The organism is Neorhizobium sp. T25_13 (genome assembly GCF_002968675.1).
GTDB classification, from domain to species: domain Bacteria; phylum Pseudomonadota; class Alphaproteobacteria; order Rhizobiales; family Rhizobiaceae; genus Neorhizobium; species Neorhizobium tomejilense.
This window is the reverse complement of record NZ_PVBI01000003.1, coordinates 491,714-504,746: the sequence shown is the minus strand read 5'-3', so window position 1 is coordinate 504,746 and position 13,033 is coordinate 491,714. Positions and strand designations below refer to the sequence as shown.

The following is a 13,033-nucleotide window of genomic DNA, read 5'->3' as shown; positions in this document are numbered from 1 at the left end:
TGCCCATGATCAAGAGAGCTTTGCAACTGGTCGAGAACGACCTTGTCGATTCCGCCTTGAGGACAATTTCCTTCGGGAAACAAGGGCTTAATGCGCTGGAGCTGGCGCTTCAGAACGGTCTTGGTGACGCCTTCCGCAAGGCAGCGGAACTGATCGGCGACATCGACGGCAGGGTCGTCGTGACCGGCATCGGCAAGAGCGGACATATCGGCCGCAAGATCGCCGCCAGCCTCGCTTCGACCGGCACGCCATCCTTCTTCGTGCATCCCGTCGAAGCCAATCACGGCGATCTCGGCATGATCGGCTCGGGCGACGTGGTGCTGGCTCTGTCCTGGAGCGGTGAGACTGCCGAACTGCAGGGTATCGTTTCCTTCACCCGCCGCTTCTCCATTCCGCTGATCGCCATCACGTCGGGCGAAATTTCGACGCTGGCCCGCGAGGCCGATGTCGTTCTGTTGCTGCCCAAGGAACAGGAAGCCTGCCCGCACGGCTTGGCGCCGACCACGTCGACGCTGATGCAGCTTGCGATGGGCGACGCGCTTGCCGTGGCGCTGCTCGAAGCACGCGGGTTTTCGGCAACCGATTTCCGCGTCTACCATCCGGGCGGCAAGCTCGGGGCGATGCTCACCCATGTCGGCGACCTGATGCATACCGGCGATCGCATGCCTCTGGTCAAAAAGGGCGTCCTCATGCTGGAGGCGATCGAGGAACTGTCGCGCAAGCGCTTCGGCTGCGTCGGCATAGTCGACGAGGATGGCAGCCTCTGCGGCTTCATCAGCGACGGCGATATTTCCCGGCACCTTCATCTCGATCTGCGCAATACGCGGGTCGACGACGTGATGACGCACAACCCGAAGACCGTCAGCAAGGAAACGCTTGCCACGAAGGCCATGGCGATGCTCAACAAGCACAGCATCGGCGCGCTGCTCGTCGTCGATGAGGAGCGCAAGCCGGTGGGTATCGTCCACTTCCACGATCTGCTGCGCGTCGGCGTCGCCTGATACCAGTCAGGCTCCGAGCCGCTTTCGGCCGGAAGAACTACGCCGCTTCGACCGTCAGGTCGCGTCCGCTCGCCGCCACCACCTTCACCTGCGTGCCGGCCGGCAGGTCCGGTCCCATCACCGACCACCATGTATCGTCGAGCCGGATGCGTCCGCGCCCCTCGGCGATCGGTTCGTGGAGAGTTGCGGTGCGGCCGACCAGGCTTTCGCCGCGCCGGTTGAGATTGGGCTCGTCCGTCGCCTGGTTGCGGCTGGAATAGAAACGGCGGCCGGCCAGTGCGAAGGCGCCGGAAAGCACCGCGAAGAGCAGGAGCTGGACGTGCCAGGTCCAGAAGGCCGCGTCCCAGAGCGCCAGAGACAGCACGCCGATGACGATCGCGGCAGCGCCGATCCAGATCAGGAAGACGCCGGGTGCCGCGAGTTCGGCACACAACAGGACGACGCCTAAAATCCACCAGCTCCAGGGACCGAGATTGACCACAGCATCATGCAGCATGGCTCAGGTCTCTGAGGAATTCGGGTTGAACGGATTGAGGACCGGCGTGGTGCGCGGGCCGGGCTGGGGACGCGGGCCGGCCGGCGGGCGCGGCGGTGCTGCGGGCCCGGAACCATCGCCGAAAACTTCCTTGGCAATGGCGCCGATGCCGCCGAGCGAACCGATGATCGACGAGGCCTCCAGCGGCATCAGCACGATCTTCGAGTTCGGTGCCTTGCCGATCGCCGCCAGCGCTTCGATGTATTTCTGCGCCACGAAATAGTTGATCGCCTGCACGTCGCCGGCGGCGATCGCCTGCGAGACGGACTGGGTCGCCTTGGCTTCGGCTTCTGCCAGACGCTCGCGGGCTTCTGCCTCGCGGTACGCGGCCTCGCGCTTGCCTTCCGCCTCGAGAACCGCTGCCTGCTTGGCGCCTTCGGCGCGCAGGATCTGGGCGCTGCGGGAACCTTCGGCCTCGAGGATCTGGGCGCGTTTCTCGCGCTCGGCCTTCATCTGCCGTCCCATGGATTCGACGAGGTCGGCCGGCGGCTGGATGTCCTTGATCTCGACGCGGGTGACCTTGATGCCCCAGGGGCCGACGGCCTCGTCGACGACGCGCAGCAGGCGCTCGTTGATGACTTCGCGATTGGAGAGCAGCTCGTCGAGATCCATCGAGCCCATGACCGAGCGGATGTTGGTCATGGTGAGGTTCTGGATGGCGTTCTGCAGGTTGGAAATCTGGTAGGCTGCCTGGGCCGGATTGAGCACCTGGTAGAAGGCGACCGCATCGGCGGAAACGCTGGCATTGTCTTTGGTGATGACTTCCTGTGTCGGGATGTCGAGGACCTGCTCCATGACGTTCATGCGCACCCCGATACGCTCGATGAAGGGCGTCAGGATGTTGAGGCCGGGCTCCAGCGTGCGCGTATAGCGGCCGAAGCGCTCCACGGTATAGCGATAACCCTGCGGCACAGTCTTGATCCCGGCGAACAGGACCAGGATGATCAGCAGTACGACGCCGATCACGACGATATCGAAGCCACCCAGGCCGCCCAAGTTCATGACATTCCTCCATTGCAGGCGGTAAGTCCGCCAGATCACACGTGATGAGTTAGCACGTTCTTTACAGGGAAGAAATGACAGCCCGACCGCTGTCGATGTCGCCCGGGTTATTCACAAGGACGCCTTGCCGGTCTAGGAAGCGGGCTCGAATACCCGGTCGCAGCCTACCCGGTCAAAACAAGGATGAAAGCCCATGAAAACCATCGTCGTCTGCTCCGGCGGACTGGATTCCGTTTCGCTCGCCCACAGGATTGCCGCCGAACAGCAGCTGCTGGGCCTGATCTCCTTCGACTATGGCCAGCGGCATCGCAAGGAACTCGATTTCGCCGCCGCCTGCGCGGCGCGGCTCGGTGTCTTCCACGAGATCATCGACATGCGCGGGATTGGGAGCCGGTTGACCGGCTCGGCACTGACCGACGACGTGGAGGTGCCGGACGGGCATTATGCCGAGGAGACGATGCGGGTGACCGTGGTGCCGAACCGCAATGCAATCATGCTGTCGATCGCCTTCGGAGTGGCGGCGGCGCGAAACGCCGATGCGGTGGCGATCGCCGTGCATGGCGGCGACCATTTCATCTATCCCGACTGCCGGCCCGGTTTCATCGATGCGTTCCAGGCGATGCAGGATCAGGCGCTGGACGGCTATGCGTCGGTCCGGCTGCTTGCGCCTTACGTCCATGGATCGAAGGCCGATATCGTCACGGACGGCGCCCGTCACGCTACGCCGTTCGCCGAAACCTGGTCCTGCTACAAGGGCGGCGCCCGCCATTGCGGCCGCTGCGGCACCTGCGTCGAACGGCGCGAAGCCTTCCACCTCGCCGGCATCGAAGATCCGACCGAGTATGAGGATCCGGATTTCTGGAGGGCGGCGACGGAAGGGTTCACGGCCGTCGAGGTGCGGTGAGGCTCGACTAAACCCAGCCCTGAAGTTCGCGGCGAACGACCTTTTCCAGCACCGTCATGCCACCGGGGCTGTCGTTCAGACATGGGATATGCGCGAACTTTTCGCCGCCGTGATGCAGGAAGATCTCGCCGGCTTCGCCGGCAATCTCTTCGAGCGTTTCCAGACAGTCGGAGACAAAGCCGGGGTTCATCACCGCGATCCGCTTGATGCCGTCATGGGCGAGCTTTTCGACCGTCTTGTCGGTATAGGGCTGCAACCATTCCTCCGGCCCGAAACGGGACTGGAAGGTGATCATGAAGTTCTTGTCCGTGAAGCCGAGCGCCTCCTTCAGGAGCCGCGCCGTCTTCTGGCAATGACAGTAATAGGGATCGCCCGCCTTGAAATAGGATTGCGGGATGCCGTGGAAGGAGGCGATCAGCATTTCCGGTTCCCAGTCAAGGGCCGCGTATTTCGCCCTGACGGAGTCCGCCAGCGCTTCGATATAGGTCGGCTCGTCGTGATAGGGGGGCACGGTGCGCAGGGCCGGCTGCCAGCGCAGCTTCATCAGGTGCTCGAAGGCCTTGTCGTTTACGGTAGCGGTGGTGGAGGCCGCATATTGCGGATAGAGCGGGAAGAGGACGATCTTTTCGCAGCCCTTTTCCTTCAGCGCGTCGATGCGCTCGGCGATCGACGGCTTGCCGTAGCGCATCGCCCAGTCGACGACGACATTTGGCAGGTCCTTCAGCCGTTCGGCCATCAGCTCGCCCTGGCTGCGGGTATAGGTGCGCAGGTAGCTCTCGTTCAAATCCTTGTTCCAGATCGCCTCATAGGCCTTGCCGACCTTCTGCGGCCGCTTGTTGAGCACGATGCCGTAGAGGATCGGATACCAGTAGAGCCGCGACCATTCGATCACCCGCTTGTCGGACAGGAACTCCGCCAGGTATCGCCGCATCGGCCAGTAATCCGTACCGTCCGGGGTGCCGAGGTTGACGAGCAGCACGCCGACCTTGCCGAAGCTCACCTTCGGATGATCGGAGGGCATGGGGGCGGAATGCGGATGCATGATGACCTTTCAAAGACCGGGTGAAGCCGATACGGGACGGGCGCCTTTCCGGATCATTTAGGAACAAAAAACGGCCCGGGAAAGCCCGGGCCGGTATATGGATCGGGACAAATTGTCCCGGCCCGTTGCCTGAGGTCGCGGACCCGACCCTGGTCGGGTCGAGATGTCGCCGCCGGCGTTACTTGGCGGGCAGTTCCAGCTCGGCGCCAATCTCGATGTGGTTCGGGCGGCGCAGCTTGTTGGCCTCGGCGATCTTCGTCCATTCCTCGCCGGTGCCGTAGTGGCTTTCGGCGATGTCCCAGAGCGAGTCACCCTTGACGACCGTGTACTTGGTCGGTCCGGCCGGCTGCGGAGCGGCGGGAGCTGCCGGAGCTGGCTTTGCCGGAGCTGCCGCCATGCTGTTCGGGGCAGGGGCGGCCGGCGCGGGAGCCGCAGGAGCGGCCGGTGCGGAGGCGGTCGGTGCCGGAGCGGCAGGTGCAGCCGGGGCGGGTGCGGGTGCTGCAGGCGCCGGGCTGGCGGGCGCGGCCGCCATCGGAGCAGGTGCCGCCGGTGCGGGTGCTGCAGGGGCAGACGCAGCCGGTGCCGGCGGAGCGGCGGGCGCGGGCTTGGCCGGCGGGGTGTAGCTTGCCGGGGTCAGGTCGGTGATGCGGCCGTCCGTATAGGGCTTGTAAGGGTTGCGGGCAGCCACGAATTCCGCCGTCACGTCCGCGAGGTCCGGACCGTAGTCATAGGCGTTCTTGCCGCCGGTCTTGAAGATGGCGTAGCCATCGCCGCCTGCGCGCATGAAATTGTTGGTGACAACACCGTAGGTCTTGGCCGGGTCGATCGGTACGAACTTGTCGCCTTCCTTGACCTGCACGTCGCTGACCTTGGAGCCGGCCGGCTTCGACTTGTCGAAGGAATATTTGAGGCCCGCGACCTGGGCGAAACGGCCAGCGCCGTCATCGATCTGGCTGACGCCGTTTTCCAGCGCCTTGACGACATCGGCGCCGGTGAGCTGGAAGGTGGCGAGCGTGTTCTGGAAGGGCAGGACGCTGACGACTTCACCCTGGGTGACTTCGCCGGCGTCGATCGAAGCGCGCAAGCCTCCGCCGTTCTGGATGGCGATGGTGATGCCCTGGCCCTTGGTGCGGTCGAGCATCGCATCGGCGACCAGGTTGCCCATCGAGCATTCCTTGGCGCGGCAGACGCGGCGATCGCCATCGATGACGGCGTCAGATGCGCCGACGATCTTCTTCTTCATGTCCTCGATCGGCTTCTTCAACTCCGCGACGCGGGCCAGGAAGGCCGGGTCCGGGGTGATCGACTTGTCCATGAGGATCGGCTCGCCCTGGGCCGACTTCACGACGCCGCTGTCGTCGAAGACGATCTTGATGTCGCCGAGATATTTCGAATACTGATAGGCTTGGACGACCGGGACCTTGTAGCCGCCCGGATTGTCGGACCAGGTCGGATAGGGGCCTTCGGCGCCCTTGGCCACGTTCGACAAGAGCGTGTGGGTGTGGCCGCCGACGACGACGTCGACATCCGGGATCTTGGCGATCAAGGCGAGATCGCGCGGGTAACCGACATGGGTCAGTGCGATGATCTTGTCGACGCCCTGAGCCTTCAGGCCCTGCACGGCTTCGGTGATCTTCGCGACATCGTCGGCGATCGTGATGTTCGGGCCGGGATTGGCGATTTCGGGGGTGTCGTTGGTGACGGCGCCGACGATGCCGATCTTCTGGCCGCCGACGGTCAGCACCAGCGACGGCTTGATGCGGTTGCCGATCTTGGCGGCGGCGCTCGGCACGACGTTGGCCGTGACGACCGGGAACTGGATCTTGTCGAGGAAGGTGGCGAGCACGTCGTCGCTGTCGTCGAATTCATGGTTGCCGACGGTCATGGCGTCGAACTTCATGGCGTTCAGCGCTTCGGCTTCGGCAGCACCCTTGTAGGTCGTGTAGAAGAGAGAGCCCTGGAAGTTGTCGCCGCCGTTCAGGAGGATCACGTTCTTGTTCTGAGCCTTCAGCGCGTCGCGCGTCTGGTTGATCGCGGTCAGCAGCCGGGCCGCGCCGCCGAAGCATACGCCCTTGCCCTCATCCTCGGCCGAGCAGGTGGAATCCGTCGCGTTGATGGATTCAAGACGCGAATGGAAGTCGTTGATGTGCAGGATATTGAGTTCGAAATCGGCAAATGCCGCGCCGCTTGAAAGAGCCATGACCGAAGCGGTCAGCAGCCCGAGCCTCAATGTCTTCTTCATCTGTTCTCTCCTCTTTAAGTCGGCCGGCCGTGCCGCCCTTTTTATCTGTTCTAGTTTTTCAATGTGACAACCGTTCCGGCCGGCATGTTTTCATCAACCGACGGTGGGTTCAAGGGGAATGTGACAAATATTACAGGGCGCTATCGGCACTGATCACGAGGCAGCATATTGATTTTTCAATGGCCTCAAGTAAGTTGACCATATATGGTCATTTCGATGGAGCCGAGGATGTCGACGATCAGTGTGGCCGAGGCAAAGGCCGGTTTCGCCAGTCTCGTGGACGAGGCGGCGAAGGGGGAATTCGTGACGATTACCCGCCATGGAAAACCGGCGGCCGTGCTTGTGTCGGTCGAAGCGGCGGAGGCGGCGAAAAAGGCGCTGGACAGGCCGCGGCCAAATTTCGGTGATTTCCTGCTGACGTTTCCAGGCGGTGTCGATCTTGAGCGGAAGCCGTCGAAGTTGCGCGATATTGACCTGTGAGCGGCTACCTGCTCGACACCAATATCATCAGCAAGATCGCGCCGGACCGGGCAGCGCCGCCCCATCAGGTGCGGGCCTGGTTCCATGAACAGGGCGAGGCTGATGCGCTCTTCCTGTCGGCCATCACCATTGCCGAAATCGAAAAGGGAATGCGATCGCTTCACAGGCGCGGCGGGATCGCAAGAGCGCAGCGTCTTTCAACCTGGCTGGATTTCATATCCGACAGTTTCGGCGACCGGATATTGCCGATGGACGCCGTGGTGGCGCGGATCGCGGGAGCGCTGGAAGACGAAGCCGAGAGCAAGGGCCGAAGCCCGGGCCTGAGCGATATCATTATTGCGGCCACGGCGCGGGCCTATGGCCTTACCATCGTTACGGAAAACATTCGGCATTTCGAGCCGCTGGATGTGCCCGTCGAACTCCCGGCCGCCTTCCGGCGGGAGTAAGCGAACCCGCAATGGCTCCCGGCCACGAACCGCAGGGTCGCTCCGATCGCGAGAAACCCCGCCGAAGCGGGGTTCCGGAATTTCCAGTCGTCGTTCGATGGCCGATTGTTTTCAGCCGCGGCGGGAGAGCGAGAATTGGGCGCCGCTATCCTGTGTGCAGTTGAGCTGGTTGATGCTGACCAGCGAGCAGTTGACACGCGACTGGGTCTTGCGCACCAGCGAGGTCATGTTGATCTCGACCAGCGTCGGCGAGAGGCTGGTATAGGTGCCCGAGGCGAGCAGCGTGTTGCTGTCGCTGGAGCGGGTGTTGAACGTGCCGGCCTGGAACGAGGAAACGATGCCGTTCGGATCGACCCAGCTTCCTTCGACGCCCTGCGGCTGCACGGCCGCCATCTGTTGCGGTGGAGGGGAAGAAACGCAGGCGGTCAAGCTGGCTGCGGCGATGAGCGCAAAGCTCACTTTAAATTTCATGATCAGTCTCCCGCGATTCGGTCCGGCTCAGGTTGGCAAACCTTGCCGCCATCGCCCTATGTAACGCAAGATGTGGCCTTGAAAAGGCAAGAGCTTTCAACATGCAAAAAACCGCCTGCGGCAAGGCAGGCGGCTGGATACTGATAAAGCCCAAGGAAATAGGCGAGGCTTTACTCTCTTTCCTCATTCCTGTGCTCGTCACAGGAATCCAGCCACGGCGCGTCTGCGCCGTGGAAAGAGCCTTTCGCGCGCAAGGACTTGCGCGCACTGGATCCCTGTCACAAGGACAGGGATGAGGAGGGTAGAATTTAACGGACCAGGATGTTCTTGAACTGCCAGGCGTCCTTGGTGTCGATGTCTTCCGGGAAGAGGCTCGGGCGGCCGTCGAGCGGGGTCCAGTCGGTATAGTGGCCTTCGACCGGGCCGAGATAGGGCAGCTGCACTTCGAGGCAGCGCTTGTAGTCGATCTCGTCGGCCTCGACGATGCCGGCGGTCGGGTTTTCGAGCGCCCAGACCATGCCGGAGAGAACAGCCGAGGTCACCTGCAGGCCGGTGGCGTTCTGGTAAGGCGCGATGCGGCGGGTTTCCTCGAGCGACAGGCGCGAGCCGAACCAGTAGGCGTTCTTCTCGTGGCCGTAGAGCAGCACGCCGAGTTCGTCGATGCCGTCCTCCAGCTCGTCCTCGTTGAGTACGTGGTGGACCGGCTGCGGGGTGCCGCCATTGCCGAACATCTCGTGAAGCGACAGAACCGCGTCATTGGCCGGATGGTAGGCGTAGTGGCAGGTCGGGCGGAAGGTCACTTCGCCGTCCTTGTCGCGCACCGTGAAATAATCGGCGATCGAGATCGACTCGTTGTGGGTGACGAGGAAGCCATACTGCGGGCCGGGCGTCGGGCACCAGCTGCGAACGCGGGTGTTGGCGCCCGGCTGTTCGAGATAGATGGCGGCCTTGTTGCCCTTCTTGTGCTTCTTGCCGTTCTTCGGCGTCCATTCCTCATGGGTGCCCCAGCCGAGTTCGGCCGGCTGCATGCCTTCGGAGATGAAGCCTTCGACCGACCAGGTGTTCCAGAAGACGTTGAGCGGCTTCGGGTGCTTGGTGCGCTGGGTGTCGCGCTCGGCGATGTGGACGCCCTTGACGCCGAGCTTCTTCATCAGCTTCGCCCAGCCTTCGCGGTCGTGCTGATCCGGCTCGTCGAATTTCAGGCCGGTGTCGTTGGCGAGGTTGACCAGCGCCTGCTTGACGAACCAGGAGACCATGCCCGGGTTGGCGCCGCAGGTGGAAACGGCGGTCGCGCCGCCCGGGTTCTTGGCCTTTTCCTTGCGAACGGTTTCGCGCAGCGCATAGTTGGTGCGCTCGGAATTCTTCATGTTCTTGTCGAAATAGAAGCCGAGCCAGGGCTCGACGACCGTGTCGATGTAGAGAACATCGAGCTTGCGGCAGAGCTTCATCAGGTCGAGCGAACCGGTGTCGACCGACAGGTTGACGCAGAAGCCCTGGCCCTTGCCTTCGGTCAGAAGCGGCTTCAGGAGTTCCTTGTAGTTCTCCTTGGTCACGTATTCCTTGATGTGACGGACGCCGTGCTTCTTGAGGATCTCCATGTCGGCGGGTTCGTCGCGCGGGTCGATGACGACCATCCGGCTCTTGTCGAACTTGAAATGGCGTTCGATCAGCGGCAGCGTGCCGCGGCCGATCGAGCCGAAACCGATCATCACGATCGGACCGGTGATTTCGCCATAAACCGGATAGGTCGTCTCTGACATGTCTTTCTCCTTGATCGCGGCCTTTTGGGCCGCTGCCCCGCTTATTCGGCAGTGGAATGGAAATTTAAAGGCTGCACTCGGGCAATTCGCGGCGCTCTAGATCATAAAACTTCGTCACAATAAAGAGCCTGTCGATTTTCGGCAGATGAATCGACAGCGTTATTCGATTGCGGCGGGCGCGGCTGCGGTGTCGCTGCGAGTTGCAGAAACCCAATCCCGCAATGCCCAAACAGCCGCCGTGGGGTGTGTGCGAGTTTCATGACGTCAGGTTTTGTGCTAAATACGGGAAAAATCGGAGGCTTATAGGCCATGACGTCGCATGTGGTTTCACTTCGCATCTCGGAAGAGATGAAGGAACGGCTCGATCGATTGTCTTCGGCTACCAATCGGTCCTCGACCGCGCTCGCCGAGGAAGCGCTCGAAGACTATCTCTCGCAACGCGAGCTGGAGATACAAGGCCTTGATGCTGCGGTCGAGCGCGCCGATAGGGGCGGTTTCGTTTCGCACGAAGCGGTGGCCGGCTGGCTGAAGAGCTGGGGTACGGACGACGAACGCGCGGCCCCGAAGCCGGACATCATCAAGACCCGTCGATGAGGCTCATATGGGCCGAGGCAGCGATTGCCGATCTTGTCCATCTTCGCGCTTACATAGCCGAGCACAATCCCCAAGCCGCCGGCGAGATGGCTGCGAGATTGCTTGAAATCGCGGAACTGTTGATTGCGCATCCCGAAGCGGGTCTGCAGACGGCGAAGCCTGGCGTGCGCCGTCTTATCGTACCGCAATCCGCCTATTCTCTGATCTATCGGATGCTGAACGAGGATATCGAAATCATCGAAGTGTTCGATGGCCGCCGGCGCAAACCCCGCACGGACGTGTCGGGCTGATCACTCCGTCGCGGTGCCCTGGTGAAAGACCATGCGCCATCAGGGTCGAGGCGCCAGATGGAGCTTCGGTTGGCAAGGAGCCTGCTGCCGTCGTCGTTGACGCGGGTGCCGCGATAGGTGGCGAGTGCGATCGTGTCGCTCAGCATCGTGGCGCTGAAATCCGAGATCGACGTGTTGTCTGGTCCGGTCTCGGCGACGAGACGGGTGACGACATCGTCGAACGTATAGGCGAGGCCGGAGCGGCCGAACTCGCGGAAGTCCGGCGCCAGCAGTTCGCGCAGCTTTTGTTCGGAACCGCGGACCTCGCGGCTTTGCAAGGCAAGCTCGAGCCCAAGCAGATGATCCGCGAGGGCGCTGGGCGCGATCATTACCGACCTGCCCGGGCCATTTTAGCGGGGCGGGCGGCAGGGCGAGGGGCTTCCGCCTGCATTTCCGATCGCGCCGTCTGGGCGACGAGTTCGGCGGCGATCAGGCCGCGCAACGAATTGCCGACGAAGAAGCGGCGATTTTCGAGGTCGGCGAGGCGCAGGACCTGGCTTTTCGCTCTTCCCTCGCGGATCAGGTCGGCGCGCAGGATGCCGGGCAGGAGGCCGCTCGACAGCGCCGGGGTCAGCAGCGAGCCGTCCGGCTGTTCGACGAAGACGTTGGTGATCGTGCCTTCGCAGACTTCGCCGCGCTCGTTGAGAAGGATAACCTCGTCAGCCTCTTCGGGTGAAAACTCGGCTCGGGCCGCCTCGTAGATCTCGCGCCGGGAGGTCTTGTGGCGATAGGTCGGGTCGTCGGAGGGAAGCGTCGTCCCGGCGACCCGGATTCGCCAGAGCGTGTCGGCGGGCAGGGGCGTGAACGGCGTCGTGGTGATCTCGATCTTGCCGCGATAGGTCATCACCAGGCGGACGCGGAGCGGCGTTTCGCCGCCGGCTACAGCGGCTTTAAGCTGTTTCAGCGTATCCGCCGGGGGCTGGCGGAAACCCAAGGCATCCGCCGAGCGGCTAAGCCGGCGCAGATGCTGGTCGACCCGGAGCAAGCCATTGCCCGGTTCCCAGCGCATTGTTTCGATCAGCGAGAAATCCATTGGTCGCCCACCGCAAAGCGTGCCTTCAACAGGCACTCGTCATACTCGGCCTCGGCCTTCGAGTCGAAGACGATGCCGCCGCCGACATTGAAGACGGCTTTTTCGTCGTTGAAAAGCGTGATCGTGCGGATGGCCACCGAAAAACGCATCGGGCCGGCCGGATCGCACCAGCCGATCGCGCCGCAATAGACGTCGCGCGGTACCCTTTCGAGATCGGCGAGAATACGCATGGCCCACATTTTCGGGGCTCCGGTGATCGAACCGCAGGGGAAGAGAGCCGCAAGGATGTCCGGAAAGCCGATCCCGGGCAGCAGCTTTGCCCGCACGTGGCTGACCATCTGGTGGACGGTCGGATAGGTCTCAATTTCAAACAATTTCGGAACCGACAGCGAACCGACCTCGCTGATCATCGAAATATCGTTGCGCAACAGGTCGACGATCATCCGGTTTTCGGCGAGCGTCTTTTCGTCGGCGAGCATTTCCGCGATGATCGCCTCGTCTTCTTCCACGGTCGGGCCGCGCGGGGCGGTGCCCTTCATCGGATGGGTTTCGATGAAACGATCCGCATCGACCGAAAAGAACAGTTCAGGCGAACGCGACAGGATGGCGGGGCCGCCGAGGTCGACGAATGCGCCGTAGCGGACCGGTTGGCGGGCGACGAGGGACCAGAAGGCGGAAAGCGGATCGCCGTGCCAGCGTGCCGCGACCGGCATGGTCAGGTTTGCCTGGTAACAATCGCCGTTGCGCAGGTGCTGGTGAAGCCGGTCGAACCGTTCCTGGTAGGTCGCAAAATCCCAGCCAGCACGCGGTTCACTGAGGAACGAGCCTTGCGAAGAACCGTCGTCCACGATCGTGCCGGGCGGTCCGGCGAGCGGATGTTCGTTGCCCGAGGGTTTGTCGAATATGCCCATGGCGATCAGCGGCGTCGGCCGGTCGTCTACGATCAGCGGCCGGAGCTTTTCCTCGAAGACGTAGCCGGCCTCGTAGGAAATATAACCCGCCAGCCACTGACCAGCGAGGCGCGCCTCTTCCAGGCGCCGAAGTGCGGGCAGCACCTCGGCGGCGGTCCGGGCCGTGACGATTTCCGTCGGCCGGTCGAAGACGAGGCTCCGGCCGGCGGGGTCGTCGCGAAAGAGCGCGAAGGGCGCTTTCTCATTCATGGCAGTGTATTATGGGCATGGGCGTGCATTAAGG

At 62.8% G+C, this 13,033-nt stretch carries 15 protein-coding genes; 6 read left to right on the top strand and 9 right to left on the bottom strand.

Annotated elements, in window-relative coordinates; genetic code table 11:
- Positions 1–5: 5 nt before the first annotated feature.
- Entirely contained in the window at positions 6–1,001 is a 996-nt protein-coding gene (locus C5J22_RS09595) for an SIS domain-containing protein (protein ID WP_105438025.1), read from the top strand.
- A 37-nt stretch (positions 1,002–1,038) separates the two neighbouring features.
- On the opposite strand, the gene C5J22_RS09590 is transcribed toward C5J22_RS09595, so the two are convergent.
- Positions 1,039–1,497 carry an NfeD family protein gene (locus C5J22_RS09590; protein ID WP_105400184.1) on the bottom strand — a complete coding sequence of 153 codons (459 nt, stop codon included), beginning with the start codon at positions 1,495–1,497 and terminating at the stop codon, positions 1,039–1,041.
- A gap of 3 nt (positions 1,498–1,500) precedes the next feature.
- The gene (locus C5J22_RS09585) at positions 1,501–2,538 is read right to left on the bottom strand and encodes an SPFH domain-containing protein (protein ID WP_105438024.1); all 1,038 of its coding nucleotides are present in this window, start codon (positions 2,536–2,538) and stop codon (positions 1,501–1,503) included.
- 193 nt (positions 2,539–2,731) lie between these two features.
- On the opposite strand from C5J22_RS09585, the gene queC reads away from it, so the two are divergent.
- Complete coding sequence (gene queC, locus C5J22_RS09580) at positions 2,732–3,442, top strand: 7-cyano-7-deazaguanine synthase QueC (protein WP_105438023.1); 711 nt, start codon at positions 2,732–2,734, stop codon at positions 3,440–3,442.
- A 7-nt stretch (positions 3,443–3,449) separates the two neighbouring features.
- Here queC and hemH read toward each other — a convergent pair whose 3' ends face one another.
- Both hemH and C5J22_RS09570 read right to left on the bottom strand, forming a co-directional pair.
- Complete coding sequence (gene hemH, locus C5J22_RS09575; protein ID WP_105438022.1) at positions 3,450–4,484, bottom strand: ferrochelatase; 1,035 nt, start codon at positions 4,482–4,484, stop codon at positions 3,450–3,452.
- A 178-nt stretch (positions 4,485–4,662) separates the two neighbouring features.
- Positions 4,663–6,726: a 5'-nucleotidase C-terminal domain-containing protein gene (locus C5J22_RS09570; RefSeq protein WP_105438021.1), complete on the bottom strand. Its 2,064-nt coding sequence runs from the start codon at positions 6,724–6,726 to the stop codon at positions 4,663–4,665.
- A 228-nt stretch (positions 6,727–6,954) separates the two neighbouring features.
- Here C5J22_RS09570 and C5J22_RS09565 point away from each other — a divergent pair, with 228 nt between their 5' ends.
- Together C5J22_RS09565 and C5J22_RS09560 are read left to right on the top strand one after the other, a co-directional pair.
- Positions 6,955–7,206, top strand: coding sequence for a type II toxin-antitoxin system Phd/YefM family antitoxin (locus tag C5J22_RS09565; protein ID WP_105438139.1), 252 nt, complete (start codon positions 6,955–6,957; stop codon positions 7,204–7,206).
- Entirely contained in the window at positions 7,203–7,652 is a 450-nt protein-coding gene (locus C5J22_RS09560; RefSeq protein ID WP_105438020.1) for a type II toxin-antitoxin system VapC family toxin, read from the top strand. The genes C5J22_RS09565 and C5J22_RS09560 overlap by 4 nt, the downstream gene beginning before the upstream one ends.
- A 111-nt stretch (positions 7,653–7,763) precedes the next feature.
- Here the strand turns inward: C5J22_RS09560 and omp10 are convergent, their stop codons facing one another.
- Together omp10 and C5J22_RS09545 are read right to left on the bottom strand one after the other, a co-directional pair.
- Positions 7,764–8,123 carry an outer membrane lipoprotein Omp10 gene (gene omp10, locus C5J22_RS09555; RefSeq protein ID WP_105400189.1) on the bottom strand — a complete coding sequence of 120 codons (360 nt, stop codon included), beginning with the start codon at positions 8,121–8,123 and terminating at the stop codon, positions 7,764–7,766.
- A 308-nt stretch (positions 8,124–8,431) separates the two neighbouring features.
- Positions 8,432–9,883 (bottom strand): homospermidine synthase, encoded by a 1,452-nt coding sequence (locus tag C5J22_RS09545; protein ID WP_105438018.1) that lies wholly within the window; start codon positions 9,881–9,883, stop codon positions 8,432–8,434.
- A 309-nt stretch (positions 9,884–10,192) separates the two neighbouring features.
- Between C5J22_RS09545 and C5J22_RS09540 the strand changes: the two genes are divergently transcribed.
- Together C5J22_RS09540 and C5J22_RS32040 are read left to right on the top strand one after the other, a co-directional pair.
- On the top strand, positions 10,193–10,477 hold the full coding sequence (locus C5J22_RS09540; RefSeq protein ID WP_105438017.1) for a CopG family ribbon-helix-helix protein: 285 nt from the start codon (positions 10,193–10,195) through the stop codon (positions 10,475–10,477).
- Positions 10,474–10,767 carry a type II toxin-antitoxin system RelE/ParE family toxin gene (locus C5J22_RS32040; protein WP_105438016.1) on the top strand — a complete coding sequence of 98 codons (294 nt, stop codon included), beginning with the start codon at positions 10,474–10,476 and terminating at the stop codon, positions 10,765–10,767. Before C5J22_RS09540 ends, C5J22_RS32040 begins: the two co-directional genes overlap by 4 nt.
- Here C5J22_RS32040 and C5J22_RS09530 read toward each other — a convergent pair.
- The 3 genes from C5J22_RS09530 to C5J22_RS09520 are packed head-to-tail and all read right to left on the bottom strand — an operon-like array spanning position 10,683 to position 12,999.
- Positions 10,683–11,135 carry a DUF4440 domain-containing protein gene (locus C5J22_RS09530; protein WP_205837169.1) on the bottom strand — a complete coding sequence of 151 codons (453 nt, stop codon included), beginning with the start codon at positions 11,133–11,135 and terminating at the stop codon, positions 10,683–10,685. The two genes, C5J22_RS32040 and C5J22_RS09530, sit on opposite strands and share 85 nt — an antisense overlap.
- Positions 11,135–11,839 (bottom strand): aminotransferase class IV family protein, encoded by a 705-nt coding sequence (locus C5J22_RS09525; RefSeq protein WP_105438015.1) that lies wholly within the window; start codon positions 11,837–11,839, stop codon positions 11,135–11,137. Before C5J22_RS09525 ends, C5J22_RS09530 begins: the two co-directional genes overlap by 1 nt.
- The gene (locus C5J22_RS09520; RefSeq protein WP_105438014.1) at positions 11,824–12,999 is read right to left on the bottom strand and encodes an aminodeoxychorismate synthase component I; all 1,176 of its coding nucleotides are present in this window, start codon (positions 12,997–12,999) and stop codon (positions 11,824–11,826) included. The genes C5J22_RS09525 and C5J22_RS09520 overlap by 16 nt, the downstream gene beginning before the upstream one ends.
- Positions 13,000–13,033: the final 34 nt, after the last annotated feature.

Bases quoted from the DNA above. Each gene is read 5' to 3' on its own strand.
- C5J22_RS09525 (WP_105438015.1), bottom strand. From the start codon at position 11,839: ATGGATTTCTCGCTGATCGAAACAATGCGCTGGGAACCGGGCAATGGC.
- C5J22_RS32040 (WP_105438016.1), top strand. From the start codon at position 10,474: ATGAGGCTCATATGGGCCGAGGCAGCGATTGCCGATCTTGTCCATCTT.
- C5J22_RS09590 (WP_105400184.1), bottom strand. From the start codon at position 1,497: ATGCTGCATGATGCTGTGGTCAATCTCGGTCCCTGGAGCTGGTGGATT.
- omp10 (WP_105400189.1), bottom strand. From the start codon at position 8,123: ATGAAATTTAAAGTGAGCTTTGCGCTCATCGCCGCAGCCAGCTTGACC.
- C5J22_RS09595 (WP_105438025.1), top strand. From the start codon at position 6: ATGATCAAGAGAGCTTTGCAACTGGTCGAGAACGACCTTGTCGATTCC.
- C5J22_RS09540 (WP_105438017.1), top strand. From the start codon at position 10,193: ATGACGTCGCATGTGGTTTCACTTCGCATCTCGGAAGAGATGAAGGAA.
- C5J22_RS09530 (WP_205837169.1), bottom strand. From the start codon at position 11,135: ATGATCGCGCCCAGCGCCCTCGCGGATCATCTGCTTGGGCTCGAGCTT.
- C5J22_RS09585 (WP_105438024.1), bottom strand. From the start codon at position 2,538: ATGAACTTGGGCGGCCTGGGTGGCTTCGATATCGTCGTGATCGGCGTC.
- C5J22_RS09565 (WP_105438139.1), top strand. From the start codon at position 6,955: ATGTCGACGATCAGTGTGGCCGAGGCAAAGGCCGGTTTCGCCAGTCTC.
- queC (WP_105438023.1), top strand. From the start codon at position 2,732: ATGAAAACCATCGTCGTCTGCTCCGGCGGACTGGATTCCGTTTCGCTC.
- hemH (WP_105438022.1), bottom strand. From the start codon at position 4,484: ATGCATCCGCATTCCGCCCCCATGCCCTCCGATCATCCGAAGGTGAGC.
- C5J22_RS09570 (WP_105438021.1), bottom strand. From the start codon at position 6,726: ATGAAGAAGACATTGAGGCTCGGGCTGCTGACCGCTTCGGTCATGGCT.
- C5J22_RS09520 (WP_105438014.1), bottom strand. From the start codon at position 12,999: ATGAATGAGAAAGCGCCCTTCGCGCTCTTTCGCGACGACCCCGCCGGC.
- C5J22_RS09545 (WP_105438018.1), bottom strand. From the start codon at position 9,883: ATGTCAGAGACGACCTATCCGGTTTATGGCGAAATCACCGGTCCGATC.